The following is a 19,661-nucleotide window of genomic DNA, read 5'->3' as shown; positions in this document are numbered from 1 at the left end:
CCTTATAAATAAATCAATCTTTGTCTTTATTACGAAAAATATCTTCTTGAACTTTAGGCACATACAACAACTGGTTACTCTCAATAAATTTAGAATGCCATTCTGTTTCAGATTCACCAATGACCTCAGTTCTTTGCTCTTTAGTAGCAATTCTCATATTCCCTGTCCCCGTTAATGGGGAAGGCAGGCGACCTAAAGTTAACATTTCTAAAATATGGTATGCTTCATCTCCTAAAGCAGAACCATTATTTTGCCAACGTTTATAGGTACTGGCAAAATTTCTAAAATGGTCGGTTGGTAACCAATGGATAATCATTGAAACATGAGCAGGAAATTCAGCTAAAATCTCAGTTTTTACCCACGCCTCCAGCTTATGAGGATCAACATTATTATTTTCAATTAATTGACGATTAATGACTACACTGACGACAAACGAGAAACGATCAGTATGCGCGTATTTTGCACCAGAGAAATACCAGCGATAACGCCACGCATTTTCCTTCTTTGGAAAAACAGCTTTATTGTCTTTATCTCGTTTAATTAATATTCTACCCTCAATATGATCGAATTCTTTCACCACAGCTTTAAGCATATAATCAGATGGAGAATTTACATTAGCTGATCTTTTTTTGTCTGGCTCATAAGGGGTAATTTTATATTTTAGCGTAATTTCGTCATCCTCTTTAATCATGGCGGGAAAATGGCTTTGCGGGCTGGAAATAATCCAGTGTTCATCTTTATCATCTATTTGATCTGTCTCATCGGCATAAACCAGTTGATAATCCATATCTTCCAACCACACCGGGCTATTTTGCCAGCATAGTTTTTTGTCAGTAAATGCCTGCTGTACTCTGTCCAGATTATATTCCAGAGCAACACTGTTACGGGTGTCAAGATAAAATGATTTTTCTGTAATCTCAGTGATTACTTGGCCCCGCAATGTGAATCCGTTCTCACCTTTAATAATCAAGTTAATCATTTGACCGTGCAATAACCGCCCTGCCACATTTTGTTGAATGATAATTAAGTGATGGCTTTTAGAATCAGGATGATTTTTAATTTCCAATCCATCCGGTGTTTGTTCATCGTTGAATGCTTCATCAGGCTTCACTGGTAATAGCCGACGATGTTCAATCAAATAGAAAGGTAGATCAGCTAAATCAGGCGGTTCACTAAAACATTTTCTTCCCAAACCTAACCGGGCTGCAATTCGTTTTTGCAGCGCCGATACTTTATCAATCCGAATATTATTACGATGATAGGCCAGCTCCGGTTGCTGAGCCAAATAACCGCGCTGAGTGGATAAGAACTCCTGCCGATTGAGAATAAGTGGTCTGTCTGCTCGATGCGCACCAAAATAGCCTAATAGATACTCCAGGATAACCAGCTCTTTTACATAATTACGTTCCTGGATACCATCACCATTATCAATTTGCGCATCATCATTCAATTTTTTAATTAAGTCAGGCATTATCTCCCGATGAACATTCTGACTAACTGTATTAACTTTAAAAGGCCATTGTGCACCATGTACCCTATTTCCTCGTTGTTTAAACGCCAATAGTTTTGGCAATAAAGCAAGTTCAGCACAACCATTAGCTAACAATTGTTCAAAAGGCAGCATAAATTGGTGTAACTGTAGTTGTTGTAAGGTTTGTTTATTATTCTTTTTCAATCCATAACACGCGGGTAATTTATTTCTTACCGGATAATAATCCCCCACTTTACGATGCTTGCCCCAATGCAATAATTCTGCTTTTGTATTAATCAACGGTTCTGTGATGAGTTTTTTCTCTATATCTTCCTTAGAAATTGTAACTTTCACACCACCTTTGGCGATAATAGTCAATGGGCTATCTGATGAAGTCATTAATGATAAAGGATCTTCGCCCCATAGTCTGGGATAATATCCTTTAACAATTTTCCAAGACCAATTATCGTCCGGTAACGGGGAGATAATGTTAGCATCATATTTCTCCTTATCTAACTCCAACCGGGTTACACTTTGAACACCTTTAATCGCCAATAATTGGTTAACCAAATGGCTTAAGTTTAATACCCTAGTGCCGTTGTAATCTCTGATCGGCGGTAATTGCGGTATCCAACCGTGATGTAAATAAGGCCCATCAAAAATTTCTTCATTATTGTAACCCATCTCTTTCATCGCTTGGGTGGTATAACGTCGCGGCTTTTCAATTATCGTTTGTTCCGCTGTCATATAAATTTGGGCGAATATGTCAGCGATATCTTTAACATCATCATCAAGCTGAATATCGATCTTCAATGGTAAATCAACGGGTTGTAACCAGATAATTTTACTCACCCATTCTCCCAAATTACGATTATCTTTCAGAAACGCCTTTAATCTGTCCTCAGTTGGGGTTTTATTATTTTCACTTTCCCGGCTTGCCAGCAAATAAAGCCAATAATTTCCTCTTAATGTTAACTCTTCACTATCTGAATCTGGGGTTCGAATAAAACCGTATTCACGTTTCTTTTTGCTATACCAGTATGTGTAGCGTTGATCTTTAGGTTCGCATATCAGCTGTGCATCATTAAATAAAAAGTAACCATTAACCGTGTCGTCACTATGCAAGTCTAATAGCACCCGGCGATAATCTTCCGCAGTAATAGGGCCACAAGTCAGCATCTGTTGCGGGCCAAACTCGTGAGGGAAAATACCCTCTCCTGCGGTCTGTTCCTCTGGAATGGGCGTCAGCAGATCTTTCAGTGGTAATGAGTGACGATAAGCTAAATCAGACGCGCTATAACAACAGGCTTCCAATAAGGTGATACCGGGATCATTTTCACTCATATCACTCCAATATTGACCGGAATATTGCTCAATAATAGCCTTGGCCTGAGCAAGTAAAGTATCAAAGGCAATATCGTCTTTAATGATGGGAAACAGAGCATCCTGATTATTCATTATCAACTCCTTGGCTTGAAAGACGCTTATCTGTCCAAACTAAAATCAGCACTTCATTATCTTTAGCTTCGATACTTGCACCCACGGCCCCTTTAGTTTGGTCAGCTATGGTTAGGCTTAAATTAGTGACACGCTCAACCAGAGGGGATTGTTGGATAGTGGCTAACAACTGGTAGTAGTCAATGCGATTACCGGTTGCTACACCGATAGCAGGATTCTCTGCCCACGGCATATATATTCGGCTTAATTGTTGCTGTAATTGGTAATGGCCGTAGTCAGAATTAACGTCTGAAATAAAGGTCACTTGATAGCTCACACTAACGTCAATATAAGTAGGATTGTTGATTTCAATGACTGCCCAAGGGCTACTTAACTGACTTATCCATAAGACCATCTCTGCCAATCGCGCCGGGTTTAGTGTTGGGCGTAACGCGTCATCGTTATCCTTGTAACGATTATCCGGGATAACTATCAGTTGTTGTTTTTCTGGCGCCGGAATGGTGGTTAATTGGCTGCCTGAATGGTATCTGACATCAAATAGGCTAACAAAATGATCTTTTAGTAAGGTGACCATGTTTCCCCAACTCAGTACCCGGTTACGGTGGGACAATCGGACAGGGATTCGTTTTAAGAAGGCTTGCTCCGTTTCTCGAGAACGACCATTCCAAGAAGCCCAAGGTTGCGTGACGCTGTTGATTGCAGCAATCGTGGCCACCGGCTGTTTTATGCTGTCAGCAGCCAATCCATTAATAAAATGCTCCTGTTCAACAGTTTCTGCGTTGGCTAATGTGGCGATGGTGGCGTTATACAGCAAACCTTTAATACGTGGGTAATCTTGGGGATCAGTTTTTCCAACTATCTCAGCTTTCAACCAGTACCGCCCTGTCGGCATCAGAGCGGCCTGATTTGATGCATCTTGTGGCAATAAAGTGCGCCAGATACCCCGGTCAAACAGGCTGCCGGTTTGATCATCAACTAATTTATCCAATTTACTCCAAGTATTGTGCTCGTCGAGGTAAAACCAAGATAAATCGAGTACTTTGACCCCTTCTAGTTGCCAATAGAGAGATAAAGTTTGCCCCGGTAGTACCCCCGTAAAGCCTAAATAGAATGCATCATGAGTCAATGTCGGCATTTCTGCTGTTGCCTCGCCCCGGCCAAAAGGCGTCAGAGGGTAAACAGTAAATTGCTTAGATTTAACTTCAACGTTGAATTGAATCTGCAATGCACTGATTTGTGGGATATAAGGTAAATTTTTATCTTTCGGATCTTTCCAATATTGGGTATGCATAAAATCCTGTCCGGCCAATTCTATACGCACGAATGCAGGCCAATCATTAGGATTTAAGCTGTCCGCAAGGGGAAAATTCATCGTTGGCAAGGTAAATTCTAAGCTTCGTCCTTGTGGTTTATTATTATCTCCACTACCTCCATTGAATAATGACTGAGATTCAGCTTTATTAATTGTTTCTTTATTAAGTATTTTTCCCTTAAGTATTTCTCTCTTTTGAGGCGTGACTAAGTAACCCTGTATTTTAAATGCACTATTATCGGGCTTGGTCTTATATCCTTCATACCATGTTGAAAAATTTACTGTAGGCAAGCCAACCCATTGAGGGGTAATCATCAAGGTCGCGTTTTCGGAGTTATACCATTCAGGGGCAACCAGATTAAAACCAGAGCCTAATAACGGTGATTGACCAAAAGGAAAACTAGTCGCATTTATTTGTTCAATACCGCCATCAGAGGCATAGTTCACACTACGGTTGTCGTTAATGTTGATGTTGATCTCGATGTCTTTAATCTGCGGCAACATCGGTCCCTGTTTGGTACTCAGTTTTAGTACCGGTACATCAAACGTCATATTATCTAACGCATTAGGCGGGCTAGTGGGGTCATCATTAGCGGATAAGCTGAGTTTAAGGTTAACATTTTCTTTTTCTACTGATAGAAAAAGCCAGTGATCTCCCGAGCTAATCTGAGCGGTGATTTGATTAGAATCCCCCTGCCACTCGCTTATTAATGTGACTTTAATCGTGCGCTCTCCTGCCGGCATCGTAAATAAAGGCGAAGTAATTAAATAACCGGACAGAACCGAAACATCATCAGGCGTTGGGCTAAAAAGCCGAATACCGTTTTCAGGAAATTCAATGTTATCTGCAAGATTCAGTGGTATTGCCGATTTCCAGCCATTCCCCTCTTTTCGATACCAACACAGGTCAGTCAATTCCCCTTGGTTTGCCAATACATTCAACTCGGATCCATATTGTAATGGATTGCCAGCGCTATCATGTCCGGCATCAAAGAGAGTTCCTTTCGGAATAAGATATTCAGCACGATCAGAATTCAAGGTAATTCCTATCGCCACCCGATCCGCTTGAGCATCTCTCGGTTTCAAGCCCAATAATTCCCGGTAATAAAGATCTCGATGACGTGCCGGAAAAGTATTGAATAATATTTTCGTTGTTTCTAACAGTTTTAAAAAAGCCAGTAAAAAAGCTTGATGAGCGGGTAAAGTACCATTTGCTCTATTCGCTTCTTGGTAAATATCCGCTAATTGCTGTGGCGTGTTTTCCTGAATAAAATAGAAGCGACTCCAAAACTGCTCTTTTTCTTGACCAAAAGGAATTTTTTCGGCGTATTCTTTAAGCCAGTCTAAAATATCTAATGTGCTTCTTTCATCAAGTTTAAAATCCGTCTCAGACACAATAGCGGTAAGTTTATTATGTAATCCGGTCTGTCCCATATTTATACCACCCGTTATTTGCATATAACTTTAATATATTTTCAGGAGATCGTTATTATTTAAAAATAAATTAAAGCGTTATTTATCCGGCACTGACAGCGTATTGACCGGCAATAAACCGGCCTTTTCCCATACTGGGTGCGGTTATATCTAACACGCCTGACGGATTACTCGCTGGCTGTGTTGGGGTAAAACGGGCAATAAATTGCTGCCCGACAACAATTACCGTGACAGGGCTACGACAAAAGTTTACCTGCTGGCTGGCATCTAATTGAGCAATGGTAACCATACCCATGCCGGGTCCCGGATGGCTAGGGGTAATATATTGCGCCTGAAATTGGACCTTTTTTTCATCACCCATTATCACGATCTTTTTCCCCCGAATTTGCACGTGCCCGCTACCCCGAATGGTTGCAGGCCCTAAGATGGCGACCTGCCGGTTGCCGAATAAAGGTTCGAATAATAGAGTGTCGCCATCCACCACCAGTTGTTTACTCATAAGATGACTTCTCCTTCGCCAACCTCCAGAATGCCTTCAATTTGCTGGCTAATTTCGCTGCCTCTCAGGGCATAATTCACCTTAATATGCAGAGTATTCGGTAAATTTATTTTTTGATTCACCTGAATTTCAGTAATTTCTGCGCGGGGTTCATAACGTAATACTCGCTCTTCAATACGCGTTTGAATATGAGCCATCAGTTCATCACTGATATTTTCAAACATATAATCATTTAGGCCACAACCGTAATCTTCACGCATAATCCGCTCTCCAGGTTCCGTCAGAAAAAGAACTTTCATACTCTGGCGGACATGTTCTGCCCCTTCTGCCATAATGATTCCCGTCTGAAAAGAAAACTGTGGCGGAAATGCCCAGCCCCGACCATAAATATCGGCTAATATTTTATTTTCCATCTTATTTAACCTATTATTGTGTTAAATTAATTTTCGCCCCTTTAATATCAACCCCAGATTTTCCCGCAGCTGATAGGGATTTTTCGGCTTGAATATTAATTTCCTGCGCCTGAGTAATGAGATTTTTAGCGGAATTAATGGTGATATCTTTATCCTGTTGCAGAGATAAGGTATTTTTTCCACTATTAAACGCGAGTGTATTGTCTTTATTATCGAAGATTAATGCCTGCTGATTCTCTCCCTGTTTAATCACTAAGGTTTTCACCAAATTCTTTTCACTCGGTTCCACCGGTGATCTATTTTTAGGATTATGCATGGCGCCTAATATCACCGGAAAACGAGGATCACATTCAAAGAAGCCGATAATCACCTCATCTCCCGGTTCCGGGTAGAAGCAAAATCCACTCTCATGACTGGCGTAAGGTTTACCTAAGCGGGCAAACAGCGTGCCGTTGGTTAAGTTTAAAGCCGGTATTTTGACCGGAATACGACCTAGCGATTGGCTATCCTGTTGGTATTTTTCTACGATCCCGACATGCAGTTCTTTAACCTGAGGTACAACCTGTTCTACATCTGCTTGCATGCCTAACGTTAACCGGGTGCGCCAACCTTGTCGCTGGTTGATGATCTGGTTGACGCCGGTGATAATCGCCTGACCATCCATCCCCTGCCCGAAGCCAGTTAATGCCAAAACATCACCCGGCTGATAACGATCATTGCCTGCAACCTCAAAACTGCCGGATATATTATGGCTACGTCGGTTACCCATGATGCTTTGAGTAAACTGCCTGGTTTGTTCATTATCCAATGGACTGCTGAAAATCCATTGCCACTCTTGATCGGTCAGCGGTTTCAACGTGTCGGTAGCAAGTTGACCATGCCCAAACCCACTATGCTTCGCCTGAACTGCCTGAGACAGCTTCTGTTGGTTAATGTCCCAAGACTGTACACTTACCGCTTTGGGGCTGCGCTGATTATCCCATTGCAGATTCGCTTCAAACAGCACAATGTCCCGAAGGTCGCCGCTCTGGCGAATGGTATGTACGGTTGACCGATTAAGTGATTCCGGTGTTGCCAACGTAATAGCGTCACGGCTTGGGATCAGCCAAGTATTGGTAGCACTGAGTCGGCTCTTTAAGAATGTCCAATCATTGCAACGAAACTGCACCATTTGCTCATGTACCGTTTTAAGTTGGGGCGCTTGTTTTATCGTGACAGACACTCCGGCCTGGCTGAACAGCTTCTTGATAATCGCCTCATCACTCTGTTTACTGAATAGCTGCGAGTGGAAACTATGGGTTAATTTTTGCAGTGGATGTTTTGCCGTCAGAATCATTAGACTCTCCTGACCTTTAAGCTTCAATGTCTGCTGAACAATAATCCCTTTAAACACCACACTTTTTTTGATCTGCACAATAAGTTCATGATTCGGACGACAACTTGCCAGTTCAGCTTGCGCCTTGGCATCAAAAATATGGCTGGTATCACCAACAATAGCCAAAGTGACGTTAGCCGAAGGAATGCCATTGATAGGGTAATTTACTGACAAACCGATAACCGTAAACTGATTGAGCGTTTTGCCGCCTATCTTAATCGCGAGCGTGGGTATCTTCATGCTTCCCTCCGTGCTTGCAGCGTTTGTCCCGGCGTGAAATCATCAAGATTATCCAGATCGTTTTGCCAAGCCAGTGAAAGATAATCGATACCCCCCGCCAGAGCCGCGCCCGCGCCCAGTGCAATCAATGGTAGAGAGAGCATATCGGTTACGCTAACCGCGGTAGCCGGTGGCGATTTTAACTGCTGCTCAGTGGACTGAATAACAAAGCTCTCATCCGCCACCAGCGACAAGGCAGCCATTGCCCGTAATGGCATGGCGTCCCGGTCAAACAAGGTGTAATGAATAGTGAGACCACTGGCCCGGCAGGCAAAATAACCTTTATTTTCCCAACGCATTTTGCCCCATTTGATTTTAAGAAAATGCGGGACTTTGGTACCGGCATCAACGGCGCAGAGGGTTTTCAGCGTCGACAGTTGGGTTTCGATCGGCGTACTGTTGCCGGGCATTGATGCATCAAACAGCAGATCTAATGACAGGCCCGCAGGCTGAGACGACACATGGTGGTTACTTTGGTGAATATGGGTAATGCTTTCATCGTTTTTATAATTGGCTTGATAATTGAACTGGATCGCATCAGGGTTATACATCACCGGTAAACTGCCCACCAAGATTTTACCTTCCCGATCTTTAAAAGCGGTCAGCGTGAGTTTGGACAGGCTGCGTTCAATTAAGCTCATACTGGCCCCCTGTTTCACGTAATGCCTCTAACACCTCCCGTTTAATCCTTTCAATCAGGAGAGCGTCATCTAACGCTTCTTGGGCTAATGTTCGCGGAGATGATAAATCACTCGTAGAATCGGTGACTTTAGCCTGAATAATCAGTTCCTTAATTTCTACAGTCATGCTTTCACTCCTAACCAGCGCATATCCTGATAACGTAACTCTAGGGAGTTCACCAAAACAGCATTGCTATTGGCATCAAAGTCACCGGTAGACCAACGAACCGGTAACGCGTTACTCACAGTCCAGCTTGCCACAGGTAAAAAATTTTCATTCAGCAACATGATGACCACATCAGCATAAACCGCTTTTTCTCCACGCAAGACACGATCAAATATCAGAGTAAGCGGTGTAACCGTCATAACACCACGCTCCAATACCAAACTACCGTGCTGGATCTTCTCGGCCAGCCAAACGTTTCTGGCATTTTCCCCGCCCTGGCTGTGTTGCGTGGTTTGCAGTTCACGGCTAAGTCCCGATATACGCTGAAAAGCGATATCAAGCGGACTGGGAATGTTGTTAAACAGAAAACTGGCGATAAAACGATGTGACACAGACGGGGTGTATAGATTGTGCATATTTTGCCCCTGTTTAATTTAATCCCGTTATCCCGGTACGTGTATCAAACGTCAAACTCAGTTCAATAAATTCCGCCGGAATGAGTAGAGCCAGTTTGATTTTCATGATCATTTTCCCGGCTCGCAGATCCGCTTCACTCATTGATTCGTCAACACCGAGTAATATGTCAAATGCCTGTTCTTCGTGGGTACCTAGCAGCCCGCCTTTTAACCATAATTGATGCAACCAGTTGTAGGTTTGACCCTTAAGTTTCATCCAAGTGACGGCGTTATTGGGTTCGAAAACAAAAGCCCGGCCTAATCGGGTGATATGCGCTTCGATATAAGAGACCAAGCGGCGAGTTTGGATATAGCGCCAGGGAGAGCCGGAGAAGTTGTCCAGAGTTCGGCATCCCCAGACTTTAATTCCTTTACCGGGGAAGCTGCGAACCAGATTCAACGAAGTGCCATTCTGATTAAAGAGCGCATCAGCTTCAATAAAAGAGCGTATTGGGCTGACCACCTTAGCTAAAGCCACGTTGGCCGGAGCAGTCCAGATACCTTGCTGATTATCATTACTTTGGATAACCGCAGCCACCGCCGCGGTAGGCGAAAGGATGATATGTTGACCATTTTCTTGATATGTGGTTTTCAATCCCGGCCAATATACCGCGCCCCATTGCCGATCGCTTGAGGAAAACTGCTCTAAACATGTAGCGGCCAGTACCGGATCATCCGGGGCATCCAGCAATCCCATGATGCCACGTCGGCTCTTGCAAAGGTCGAGTACTGACTGCCAAAACTGTAGCCAAAGATCGATGTCAGCACCTAGTTCTTCCATTTGATTAAACAGGACAACATCAGGAACGATAATCAGGGTGATAGTACTTTCCGCGGCAATAGCCTGCTTAAGCCAATTTTGTCGCAGCGCAGTGATCAATGATTGAAAATCGTTCAGTGGTTCATCAGAGGCCAGCGGCAGTACATAGGCTTGTTGACCGCCATTTTCGAAAAAATGACGCACGGAGTAGTACATTAATCCTGACTCGTGAAATTTTAGGGTAAAGTCGGTCAGGCTGTTTAATTTAACTATGGTTTTACTACCCGAACGGGTTTTACTGGCCGAAATTTTTGGAATATAACCAATAAAAACCGGTATACCCATAAATGCATCATCTGGCGTCTGGGATATCAGCTTCTCCGCGATTGTCACGCCCGGCTGTTTTATTTCCATTATCGTTTCCTCTACAGGACAGGCGCGGCAAACCGCGCCCCAGTACGGTTACTGTGCTACTTTTTGCGAAAATTTCAGGATAATAAATTCAGCCGGACGGACTGCCGCCATGCCAACCTTGACGATCATTCTTCCATGTGTAATGTCGTCGTCAGACATAGTGACACCTTGACCAATTTGGACAAAATAGGCTTCTTGAGGATTACTGCCGACCAGCGCCCCTTGTTGCCAGAGTTGATGGAGATAGTTGTCAATGGCTGACCGTACTCTCTCCCAAGTCGGTTGGCTATTAGGCTCAAAGACGGCAAATCGCATTGCCTGTTTGATATCCCGCTCCGCCGCATTAAATAGACGCCGTACCGGAATGTAACGCCAGTTGTCATCATCTTTTTTCAGGGTACGTGCGCCCCAGACAACAAAACCTTTGTTGCTGAAATAACGGATGGCATTAATACCTTTCGGGTTCATGACTTTTTGGTCATCGTCAGTGAGCCGTTCGTTCACATCGCTAATCCCATTCAGCATAATGTTAGCCGGTGCTTTCCAAACACCGCGGTTGGCATCAGTGGCGCAATAGACACCGGCCATGATTGCACTAGCGGGAATAGTTTTGTTTATATTCTCTATTGCAGTAACAGCCTTCTTATAGACATCCGAGTTTTTCTCTTTGAGTTCCGTCAGATTATTAACATCGTTTTCTTTTGCATCCTCATAACCTGTAACAACTACACGCTCCTCTTCCGTTTGCATAAGCTGCGAAACTTTTACCGCAGGATAATACGTCGCGGTTTGTGAGGGTACGTTAACACTGATAACAGATGTTTTATCCTGATTGTCAGCGATAAGGAAATAGCCCTCATCCAATAATGAAGATGTCAGATTGTTATATATCTTGCTCTGGTAATCAGAATCTTGTTCAGGACAGACGATTAAAGTAATTTCTAAAGCTTGCTTAATTAACTCAGGGATTAAAGCCAGCATATTAGAATCTTCCGACTTAGCAATCGGTAGGATATAACAAGGTCCACCGCCATTTTGAAAATAAAGTTTTAAGGCATCACTGCTTATTGTGTAATTAACTGTCACCTCGTAAGTGTAATCGGTTTTCTTTCCGTTTTCGTTTTCACTTTCATTTTTTTCATTTTCGTTTTCATTTGTTGTATCGCTACTAGCCTCTCCATTATCATTGTTTTTAACCGATACAACACCTTCAACTTTTCTAGTTTTTTTAGCGGCGGTAGACGGAGGAGTTGATTTGATGGCTATTGACTTAACACAACCCACATGAAACAGATTAGTGAAATCCAACCAGCTATTAACACGTGTTATTTTTGGCATCGTACTCGTTTCTTTCGGAAAGAAACGCCCAATAAAAACCGGGATTGCCGTGCTTCCTTGACTAACAGAAAGCGCCAGTGAAGCATCTTCTTCAATATAGACGCCAGGAGTAGAAGTTTGTGTGGCCATATTCCTTCCCTTCTATTGGTTCATATTCTGTGTAAACTGCAAGATAATAAATTCGGCTGGACGAACTGCCGCCATACCCACTTTAACGATCATTTCACCACGTTTAATCTTGTCATCAGTCATGGTGATACCTTTACCAATATGAACAAAATAAGCCTGTTCAGCTTTATTACCCACCAATCCCCCTTGTTGCCAGAGGGAATAGAGATAATTATCGATAGCTCGACGCACCGCTTCCCAAGTGGGTTGACTGTTCGGTTCAAAGACCGCGAAACTCATGGCATTTTTAATATCTCGCTCTACACTGTTAAACAGACGGCGAACCGGGATATAACACCAGTTATCACTGCCCTCAAGCGTACGAGCCCCCCACACCAATGTGCCACTCTTAGGAAAGGTACGAATCATATTCAACGCTTTAGCGTTATCTTTGTTATATTGTCCTTGCAGGTCATCAGTCACCGGATATTTAGGTTGTAATCCTCCTTGAATAGGGACGTTAGCCGGTGCTTTCCAAACACCCCGACTATTATCGACACTGGCATAGATACCGGCCATTACTGCGCTGGGTGGAATATTAACGCTAGCTCTTTTCCCTTCTTTATCTTTTTCTCCCCACTCAGCGGTCAACCAAGGATAATAAACTGCGCCATAGGCGGTGACGGTATAAATCTTAAGTACTTCGTCGGGTTTTTGGTTCGAATCTATTTGAGTGACTGGACCATCAAAAATGGTAAATAAGCTTTTACCCGGTTGGCAAAGTGTATCTACAGCAGTAGTAATATTCTCTCCGGCAGCAACCAGCAATGTAACATCATCCAGCTTCGGAACTTGGTTTACTAACTCTTCGGTTTTAATAAGATAACAATATCCACCGCCATTAATAAAATAGGCACGTAGTGAAACATCAAGCTTATCATCAGGATCAAATTGCCCATCTTTTCGTGTCAAATAGTCCAGCCAACTACTGATACGGATATAATCTGCAGATAAAAATTTATTATCATTTGCAACTGCAAAAACAGGTACCGCCGTTGCACTGGAACGGACAGAGAGTGCCAATGAAGCATCTTCTTCAATATAGACACCCGGATAAGATGTATCAATTGTCATAATATTCGCCTTTAAAAAGCACTGCATTGACGTGCCAGACTATTCCTGACAACAAACAGTCCTGACACCAAGCAGTGTATTAATGGAATTCAACAGTCACCCGATCGGCTTTCAAACTTATTTCCTGCACCGCAACTTCATTACTGGTGGCATCAAAACTGGGGGCGGTTAGTTTTTCTGGGAAAGCATTAGAAATATTCCAAGTAATCAGCAGGTTTGAACCTGTTTCATCGGTGAGACTAATAGAAATATCTTTCTTCTCTATCTGATTAAGCGAAATAGAGTTAATCCAATCGTACAATTTAGATTGCCCTTTAAAAATACCGCGCTTTAAGGTAATGGTTGGTCTCTGGCGTTGACCGGGCATTTGTAACCAATTACCAATTCCATCACGATATTCAATCGTGTCATAGCTAATATCTAATCCCGATACACTTTGAAAAGACATTTGCTCATCACCAACGGTCACGACAAAACGGTAAGTTGGAATGGGGTATTGAACAGCAATTTGATCGGCAGTTGTAGACATTGTTATTTCCTTAAGAGTTAAATTCATAACCGGGTTAAAACACACATCATTTTAGGTACGCTACCGCCCTTAGGTATCATGCCTAATGCCTGACTTGTGTATTCACCGTGCTTTAATATCCAAACCCTCATTCAAGGGAATGAGGCGACCTGACTACTGATTAACGTAAGTTAATACGTGATAAACATCACACTGTTGGAGCTTTAAACTGTTTATTGAACAGTAATCACTCAAATACCGCTAAATAAAAGTTAAAAATAAAAAATAATTATTTTTATCAATTTTTTATCTATTAATTCAATTACATATGGAAATTACCCTCAATTCACAGCATTATTTCTCATGGATATCTATTCACTTATTTTTACAAAATGAATTTATATACAATCAATAATACCTAAAAATATTTTATCTATATTTACAACACTTCTATCACTTCACGAACAATAAAGGCACAATCATCATAATATAAATAAAACTAATAATTAATTATCATTATTTTTATTTATAAATAAAAAACAGAAAAATAACTCACATGACAAAATAAAATAAAAGATTTTAAATAATTTATTTTCTTGCATTACTCATGGGAAAACTATATAAGTTCTGACAGGCATAAGCCTAATTAAGCCATCTTGGCTATAGCGAATAGACAAACATTAAACAGAGGCAGAGAATGCGTTATGTTGAAAATAACTAGAGATGTTTATTTAGACTGTGACTCAAACAAAATAATTTATGGTAAAAATGTATTTATCATTACTGAAAAAGAGAAACGCCTGCTACTCGCATTGTGGGAACATGCATCACAAGGGAAGACATTAAATCGGGAACAATTAATCCCTCTGGTTTGGCCTGAACGCAAAAACGGCGTAGCAGAAACCAATTTATTGCAATTAGTCTGTAAGTTACGCCGAACGTTACGCTATTGTGATCTCGACGAAGCCATACACACGGTATACCGACAAGGCTATCGTTTTATCCTGCCATATCAAGATAACGAACAAGATAATAGTCAGCCCCAAAATACCAAATTACCTATTTCCATCGCTACACCTCCAAAACCATTTTATTGGCGTTTCACCAAGATGATTGTTATGTTTATCACTGCAATCATCTGGATATCAACTATCCTATATACTGCCCCCTTTCTGGCTAAGAGATAATGATGATTTTTATTTACAAAACAATTAAATTCCGGTCAATGGAGGTCCATTAAATTAAACAGCATACACGAGTTATTCACTTCTTCTTTGCGGCTCATTTCAGCAACTTATGAGCCGCTTTAATAAGAAAAAATCATTATTCATAATATCCTTTTTTGTCGGTGTAACTCCTTAGTCATTAATTACGACTACCGCTATCGGCAATAAATCCGTCAGGAATATATGTCCTCGCCACTGTCAGGATTTTCGTATCTCTTTGACTAATAACAGCCATAACCATAGCTGCATCCAGATGTCAGGCGGCTTGTCCATGAATTTCATATTTCCACCCCCACTAGAAATTAAGATCCTGTTAAACGTGTGTGAAAAAAGAAAAGGCCACGCAATGCGTAGCATGGAATGTGTATTAACCGCTTTTATGTTTACCTTATTCCTTTTACATCACTGATAAATTTCAATATTTAACTGCTCATGGAAAGTGTTAAGTTAAATTTCACAGGTCAAATCACCTGATTATATATGCCAACAAATAACAGTAATAATAAGGAAACCAATATGATATTAACAGATTTCAAAATATTCCTAAACCCTAACCAAGCTATCGAAGCTTATAAAAATGGGAATATAACCATTCCTATTCGATGGAGAAATATAGCAATAAAAAACAAAGGCCAAGCAGCAATGAGGGTTTTAAATTTCTGGGCGTCCCCATTTGGGGAGTATGAATTCTATAATTCTATTGATGTCTGGCCTGGAGAAACTAAAATACTCAACGCGCCTCCTAACGCTATTTATTACTATAGAATTACAGCCGTCAATTTAGACGCAACCCTGACTACCGAAGCTGAATTTAATTGGGTATAAAAATTCTTAAGAGTTAGCTATATGTCTCTCGTATATAAAAATTTAGTTCAATATATAGCTCAAACTTCACTACGCAGAAAGTAACATCTTCATTCTCTGCTAAATACTTATCAACTACCGAGGATTACTCGGTAGTTGAAATTGAATGCTACATTAAACATTATCTGAGAACGTGGAAGTGGACTTTATATATGAAAAACCCCGCAAGTGAGAGGCTTGGAATTCAACATAATATAGTTAACGCCAGTTACAGTAAAAACGCTTGGTTTCACCTGTTTTTTCATTATGGCACCTAGTTTTTCTACGGTTGGGTTTTCCGATGCATAATAGTAGACATCGTATTCATAATTATCGTTATCTGCATCATGATCATACAAGAAAGTTCCAAAATCATAAGTTACATTATCAACTGAGACATAAAAATTCTTCTTGAATACTTCTTTAACTTTCTGATAATTAGCTTTATCAAAATATACTCTCAAACACAATCCGCCGCTATTATAGTAGAGCATTAAAATGCTTTTAATATCTATTTTATTTTGGGTTATATTTAAAGTACCGAAAGTAGATTCTCCCTTACCAAAGATTCCCTTGTCACTCATATATCCCCAATCCTGCCCAGTATCATACTTACTAGTCCCCAAGGTAACATCAAAAACCAACATATTGTTATCTAGCTCAATGACCAATCACTACCCATTATATCTTCCGGCGTTGGTTGCCAGGGTAACCAATGCCCATGCTTATCGCACTTCTCAATATAAATTAAGTTGCCTTCACTGTTAGCAATCGATTCAGGAATAAGGCGTATGCATTCATTAGGAGAATCCCAATCACCACGACGTGCTTGATTTCCTAGATACACTTGAATAATCGCCCACGGACAAGAATTTTCTGGGGCAACAACATGATTACATTTGTATTGATCAGGGTTTAATGATTTATGCTCAGGGAGTTTATTTTCTATTTCAGTAACTTCTGGCTTATTAATTTCAGACATAAACACCTCACTTAATTATTTATTAATAAAGGTAATTTCATCTTACTGCCAAATAGCCATAAGATATTATTCAAATTAGATTCTTACTTCAACCGAATATTCTTAAGTTTACTACTTCATAGACGGTAAAGCACCGCGAGTACTAAGCGTAAACTATTAATAAGAATGGCTAGTGATTATGATATTTCCTCATTTATCTCCAATAGATTGGCATTGTGAAAACTCCATAAAAAAACCTGTCGGAGCAGGTCTATTGTTTTTCTTAGTAAATGGGTTCATACGCTTACATGATTAAGCAGTCTTAATTCCCGCTCATTTAGACACTGAAAAGAGTCTTCTACGATATGAACAAGTTTATCCAAGAGCCTATCAATACGCGAGTGTGCATCTGGTATCACCACGGCCACGACCTGATAATGATTTTCATAATACCAATGTTGGGCATAAACCAGATAATTGTCACTTTTCCTGTTGTGTAGCATCATATTTGCCGGCCACGGTTTTTCATTCAGAGGAAGAATATGTAACTTCCATATTCCTGATTCCATAGCCTGCATGTTGCGCTCAAAACGCCCTTGGCATCCAAGCCAACCAGACACCTCTTCTGCCCCACTCAAATATTTAGCCAACATGGTTGCGTAATCATGAGCAGCCGCATTGAAAAGTAGATCTTCCGCCACGCTGACGTAAACCATATACCTAACCCCACACAGGTAATGGAATACCGAGCTTTTTATGCGAGAGATTCACCAACTCTTTATAACTTTCCGCGTCGGCTTTCGATGTATATTCACCTGCATTAACTGGCAAGTACTGCTTTAACGTTGTTGCAATACGCAATAAAACGTTTCTATTATTTGCAAAAACCCTCAGCGCTCTCTGAGAATGCGTTTGGAATAGCTTGACATGCGGTCCCCATGCAGGCGAAGACTCCGCAAGAATATAACTTAATTTCAAGAGATGGAGTTGGCTCGTGGCGATTTTTGCAGCGGATTCGTAGCGCTCGACTACATCACGAATATCTATACCTGGTTCGATCCCGTCACGGTCAATGGTTTCAAGTAATTCAATACCAATTTGGGTATTCTCTTTCAGGTAGGCAAGCGCCATTTTAGATTCAGAAAAATATGACATCACCTCTTGAGCAGTCAGCATTTTTTGCTCTGCTCTGTCTTGCACCAATTGCGTAATCGGAGCAGAAAGATACTCTGGCAATTTTGCTAACTGATTAATGTCTGGAAGTGGAGTTAGCAACGTTACTAACGTTGTCATTCCTACTGTCATGTGAACCCCCTTTGATCTATCTGTGGGATAAATATATAGGAGTACAGTATACACATCGCTTTCCGCACTACCTTACATTATTCTGCATCCTTGCTTATCAAAGCACAATCAGATTTACTAGGATCTAACGTCTCTTTTCTATAAGAAGCATTCTTTGCCATCCAACTTGCAACACCAAGCTTAGAATTTACCAACCAAACCGGGACATTATCTTCCGGTTTTAAATTACTCCCCATCACTCCCGGCAGGAAAATTACTAGGATCACTTTAGAAAGCGACCTGAATATGTTGTTATAATCAGGTCACTATGATAATAATTACTATTCTCATGTTATCCAATAGATTATCGCTGTTCCAATCTCATCACTCCTTTTTAAATCTCAATTATCCCATCACGATAAAGAAGAATCATTCTCATTCATGCCATACGAATAATAAGACAGCCAATAACATCAATAAAACCATAGCAACATTCCTTCCTCACTGAGAAAAGTATAATCACGACTCTCACCCATATAGCCAAACATCTTCATCGGAATATCTGTAGTGATATTTATCCTGACAGCTAGTCTGTTAACGAAAACAGTTAACGGTTACGCTATTTCTTCATTTATCTCCAATCGCATGCATTATTCCGCTATCAGATCATCGTCATTTACCGCTGATATTGTCCTGTGACTACCCGGCTTTACCGCAAAGATATTTTTCGGCAATTTAAATCCGCGCAGTTTTAATAATGCCAGCGGCCCTTCCCCCAATTCTGTGCGTAAAATCCAGATCAACGGTAATCCATCCGGGGCAGTAAATATCAGGCGGTAACGGCTTTCATCCAGCCTTTCCGCTTTCGCCCGCGCCAGCCAACGGATCAGCCCCCAGTTTCCCTGGTAATCACCGAACAACCGCGCCCCGGTATTAACGCTGGTCCACATCAGCGTCACCCCCGGTTCATCGGTCTCGCCCGGCCAGCGAAAACTCTGCCAGCTTTCCATCTGGTTAAAATAGCGCAATTGCTGTCCATCTATCGTCAGGTCGGTTTCCGCTACATCCCGCACCGGTTTAGCCCGCAGTTCAAACCGCAGCCCCTGACTGCCATCGGCAAACAACAGGTCCGATAGCTGACTGAGCTGATTTATCGCTTTCAAAAAATCCGGGTTAACCTGCACGCCCTGACCATTCACCTCATCCACCACCCACTGGTTCCCCGCTTTATGCACTATTCCGCCTAACTGACGCGTCAAAAACTGCTCTATCCGCCCCGAATCCGACCGGATAAACTGCCCCAGCATCGGCAATGAGATTTCACTTTCCCCTCTGGCAAACGGGTAACGGCCAGTGAATGCCCGGTTCCAGTTGTCCACTATCGCCGTCCGCCACTGGGTGTTCAGATTCGCTTCTGCCGGTTTCAGTACGCCCTGCCACGCCTGCGTTAACGGCTCCACAAACATTGCCTGACCAAAACCCCGCCATTGTCCTCCCAGACTGGCGGCTATCAGGCGGCCATAGCCTTGTGTATCGGTCAAAT

The 19,661-nt window shown here is 41.7% G+C and carries 18 protein-coding genes and 1 pseudogene; 2 read left to right on the top strand and 17 right to left on the bottom strand.

The window, feature by feature from the left end; genetic code table 11:
• Window positions 1-13: 13 nt before the first annotated feature.
• The 12 genes from EAE92_RS10530 to EAE92_RS10475 form a co-directional block, all read right to left on the bottom strand.
• Complete coding sequence (locus tag EAE92_RS10530) at window positions 14-2,929, bottom strand: hypothetical protein (protein ID WP_214068040.1); 2,916 nt, start codon at window positions 2,927-2,929, stop codon at window positions 14-16.
• Entirely contained in the window at window positions 2,922-5,675 is a 2,754-nt protein-coding gene (locus EAE92_RS10525) for a hypothetical protein (RefSeq protein ID WP_214068039.1), read from the bottom strand. Before EAE92_RS10525 ends, EAE92_RS10530 begins: the two co-directional genes overlap by 8 nt.
• Window positions 5,676-5,757: 82 nt before the next feature.
• Window positions 5,758-6,174, bottom strand: a complete 417-nt coding sequence (locus EAE92_RS10520; RefSeq protein WP_214068038.1) for a hypothetical protein — start codon at window positions 6,172-6,174, stop codon at window positions 5,758-5,760.
• Entirely contained in the window at window positions 6,171-6,587 is a 417-nt protein-coding gene (locus EAE92_RS10515; RefSeq protein WP_214068037.1) for a GPW/gp25 family protein, read from the bottom strand. The genes EAE92_RS10520 and EAE92_RS10515 overlap by 4 nt, the downstream gene beginning before the upstream one ends.
• Window positions 6,588-6,600: 13 nt before the next feature.
• Window positions 6,601-8,202: a phage baseplate assembly protein V gene (locus tag EAE92_RS10510; RefSeq protein WP_214068036.1), complete on the bottom strand. Its 1,602-nt coding sequence runs from the start codon at window positions 8,200-8,202 to the stop codon at window positions 6,601-6,603.
• Window positions 8,199-8,882, bottom strand: a complete 684-nt coding sequence (locus tag EAE92_RS10505; RefSeq protein ID WP_214068035.1) for a CIS tube protein — start codon at window positions 8,880-8,882, stop codon at window positions 8,199-8,201. Before EAE92_RS10505 ends, EAE92_RS10510 begins: the two co-directional genes overlap by 4 nt.
• Complete coding sequence (locus EAE92_RS10500) at window positions 8,869-9,048, bottom strand: DUF5908 family protein (RefSeq protein WP_036781761.1); 180 nt, start codon at window positions 9,046-9,048, stop codon at window positions 8,869-8,871. The genes EAE92_RS10505 and EAE92_RS10500 overlap by 14 nt, the downstream gene beginning before the upstream one ends.
• Window positions 9,045-9,503 carry a phage tail protein gene (locus tag EAE92_RS10495; RefSeq protein ID WP_036781759.1) on the bottom strand — a complete coding sequence of 153 codons (459 nt, stop codon included), beginning with the start codon at window positions 9,501-9,503 and terminating at the stop codon, window positions 9,045-9,047. The genes EAE92_RS10500 and EAE92_RS10495 overlap by 4 nt, the downstream gene beginning before the upstream one ends.
• A gap of 13 nt (window positions 9,504-9,516) precedes the next feature.
• Entirely contained in the window at window positions 9,517-10,716 is a 1,200-nt protein-coding gene (locus tag EAE92_RS10490) for a phage tail sheath family protein (protein WP_214068034.1), read from the bottom strand.
• A 48-nt stretch (window positions 10,717-10,764) separates the two neighbouring features.
• Entirely contained in the window at window positions 10,765-12,183 is a 1,419-nt protein-coding gene (locus tag EAE92_RS10485) for a phage tail sheath family protein (RefSeq protein ID WP_214068033.1), read from the bottom strand.
• Window positions 12,184-12,195: 12 nt separating this feature from the next.
• Window positions 12,196-13,296 carry a phage tail sheath family protein gene (locus tag EAE92_RS10480; RefSeq protein WP_046396632.1) on the bottom strand — a complete coding sequence of 367 codons (1,101 nt, stop codon included), beginning with the start codon at window positions 13,294-13,296 and terminating at the stop codon, window positions 12,196-12,198.
• A 79-nt stretch (window positions 13,297-13,375) separates the two neighbouring features.
• The gene (locus EAE92_RS10475; RefSeq protein WP_214068032.1) at window positions 13,376-13,825 is read right to left on the bottom strand and encodes a phage tail protein; all 450 of its coding nucleotides are present in this window, start codon (window positions 13,823-13,825) and stop codon (window positions 13,376-13,378) included.
• Between the two features lie 683 nt (window positions 13,826-14,508).
• Here EAE92_RS10475 and EAE92_RS10470 point away from each other — a divergent pair.
• Together EAE92_RS10470 and EAE92_RS10465 are read left to right on the top strand one after the other, a co-directional pair.
• Window positions 14,509-14,991, top strand: a complete 483-nt coding sequence (locus tag EAE92_RS10470; protein WP_246545129.1) for a winged helix-turn-helix domain-containing protein — start codon at window positions 14,509-14,511, stop codon at window positions 14,989-14,991.
• Window positions 14,992-15,546: 555 nt separating this feature from the next.
• Window positions 15,547-15,855 carry a hypothetical protein gene (locus EAE92_RS10465; protein WP_235319347.1) on the top strand — a complete coding sequence of 103 codons (309 nt, stop codon included), beginning with the start codon at window positions 15,547-15,549 and terminating at the stop codon, window positions 15,853-15,855.
• Between the two features lie 237 nt (window positions 15,856-16,092).
• On the opposite strand, the pseudogene EAE92_RS25595 reads toward EAE92_RS10465, so the two are convergent.
• From EAE92_RS25595 to EAE92_RS10435, 5 genes and pseudogenes are all read right to left on the bottom strand, one after another.
• Window positions 16,093-16,855: pseudogene (locus EAE92_RS25595) on the bottom strand (Thoeris anti-defense Tad2 family protein).
• 275 nt (window positions 16,856-17,130) lie between these two features.
• Window positions 17,131-17,550, bottom strand: a complete 420-nt coding sequence (locus EAE92_RS10450; RefSeq protein WP_036805565.1) for a type II toxin-antitoxin system YafO family toxin — start codon at window positions 17,548-17,550, stop codon at window positions 17,131-17,133.
• 4 nt (window positions 17,551-17,554) lie between these two features.
• Window positions 17,555-18,127 (bottom strand): hypothetical protein, encoded by a 573-nt coding sequence (locus tag EAE92_RS10445; protein WP_214068030.1) that lies wholly within the window; start codon window positions 18,125-18,127, stop codon window positions 17,555-17,557.
• A gap of 89 nt (window positions 18,128-18,216) precedes the next feature.
• Entirely contained in the window at window positions 18,217-18,405 is a 189-nt protein-coding gene (locus tag EAE92_RS10440; protein WP_214068029.1) for a hypothetical protein, read from the bottom strand.
• Window positions 18,406-18,768: 363 nt separating this feature from the next.
• Window positions 18,769-19,661 (bottom strand): type VI secretion IcmF C-terminal domain-containing protein (locus tag EAE92_RS10435; protein ID WP_281422775.1); only part of this gene is annotated, 893 nt, incomplete at its 5' end.

The sequence above is a fragment of the Photorhabdus hainanensis genome (genome assembly GCF_018448965.1).
In the GTDB taxonomy this organism is placed as follows: domain Bacteria; phylum Pseudomonadota; class Gammaproteobacteria; order Enterobacterales; family Enterobacteriaceae; genus Photorhabdus; species Photorhabdus akhurstii.
Note: the sequence above shows the minus strand (reverse complement) of the source record. Positions and strands in the feature narration are given on the sequence as shown.

What these genes read in the sequence shown, in the direction of transcription:
- EAE92_RS10490 (WP_214068034.1), bottom strand. Translation starts at nt 10,716, where the DNA reads ATGGAAATAAAACAGCCGGGCGTGACAATCGCGGAGAAGCTGATATCC.
- EAE92_RS10530 (WP_214068040.1), bottom strand. Translation starts at nt 2,929, where the DNA reads ATGAATAATCAGGATGCTCTGTTTCCCATCATTAAAGACGATATTGCC.
- EAE92_RS10485 (WP_214068033.1), bottom strand. Translation starts at nt 12,183, where the DNA reads ATGGCCACACAAACTTCTACTCCTGGCGTCTATATTGAAGAAGATGCT.
- EAE92_RS10470 (WP_246545129.1), top strand. Translation starts at nt 14,509, where the DNA reads ATGTTGAAAATAACTAGAGATGTTTATTTAGACTGTGACTCAAACAAA.
- EAE92_RS10510 (WP_214068036.1), bottom strand. Translation starts at nt 8,202, where the DNA reads ATGAAGATACCCACGCTCGCGATTAAGATAGGCGGCAAAACGCTCAAT.
- EAE92_RS10450 (WP_036805565.1), bottom strand. Translation starts at nt 17,550, where the DNA reads ATGGTTTACGTCAGCGTGGCGGAAGATCTACTTTTCAATGCGGCTGCT.
- EAE92_RS10495 (WP_036781759.1), bottom strand. Translation starts at nt 9,503, where the DNA reads ATGCACAATCTATACACCCCGTCTGTGTCACATCGTTTTATCGCCAGT.
- EAE92_RS10480 (WP_046396632.1), bottom strand. Translation starts at nt 13,296, where the DNA reads ATGACAATTGATACATCTTATCCGGGTGTCTATATTGAAGAAGATGCT.
- EAE92_RS10475 (WP_214068032.1), bottom strand. Translation starts at nt 13,825, where the DNA reads ATGTCTACAACTGCCGATCAAATTGCTGTTCAATACCCCATTCCAACT.
- EAE92_RS10515 (WP_214068037.1), bottom strand. Translation starts at nt 6,587, where the DNA reads ATGGAAAATAAAATATTAGCCGATATTTATGGTCGGGGCTGGGCATTT.
- EAE92_RS10505 (WP_214068035.1), bottom strand. Translation starts at nt 8,882, where the DNA reads ATGAGCTTAATTGAACGCAGCCTGTCCAAACTCACGCTGACCGCTTTT.
- EAE92_RS10465 (WP_235319347.1), top strand. Translation starts at nt 15,547, where the DNA reads ATGATATTAACAGATTTCAAAATATTCCTAAACCCTAACCAAGCTATC.
- EAE92_RS10445 (WP_214068030.1), bottom strand. Translation starts at nt 18,127, where the DNA reads ATGACAACGTTAGTAACGTTGCTAACTCCACTTCCAGACATTAATCAG.
- EAE92_RS10500 (WP_036781761.1), bottom strand. Translation starts at nt 9,048, where the DNA reads ATGACTGTAGAAATTAAGGAACTGATTATTCAGGCTAAAGTCACCGAT.
- EAE92_RS10520 (WP_214068038.1), bottom strand. Translation starts at nt 6,174, where the DNA reads ATGAGTAAACAACTGGTGGTGGATGGCGACACTCTATTATTCGAACCT.
- EAE92_RS10525 (WP_214068039.1), bottom strand. Translation starts at nt 5,675, where the DNA reads ATGGGACAGACCGGATTACATAATAAACTTACCGCTATTGTGTCTGAG.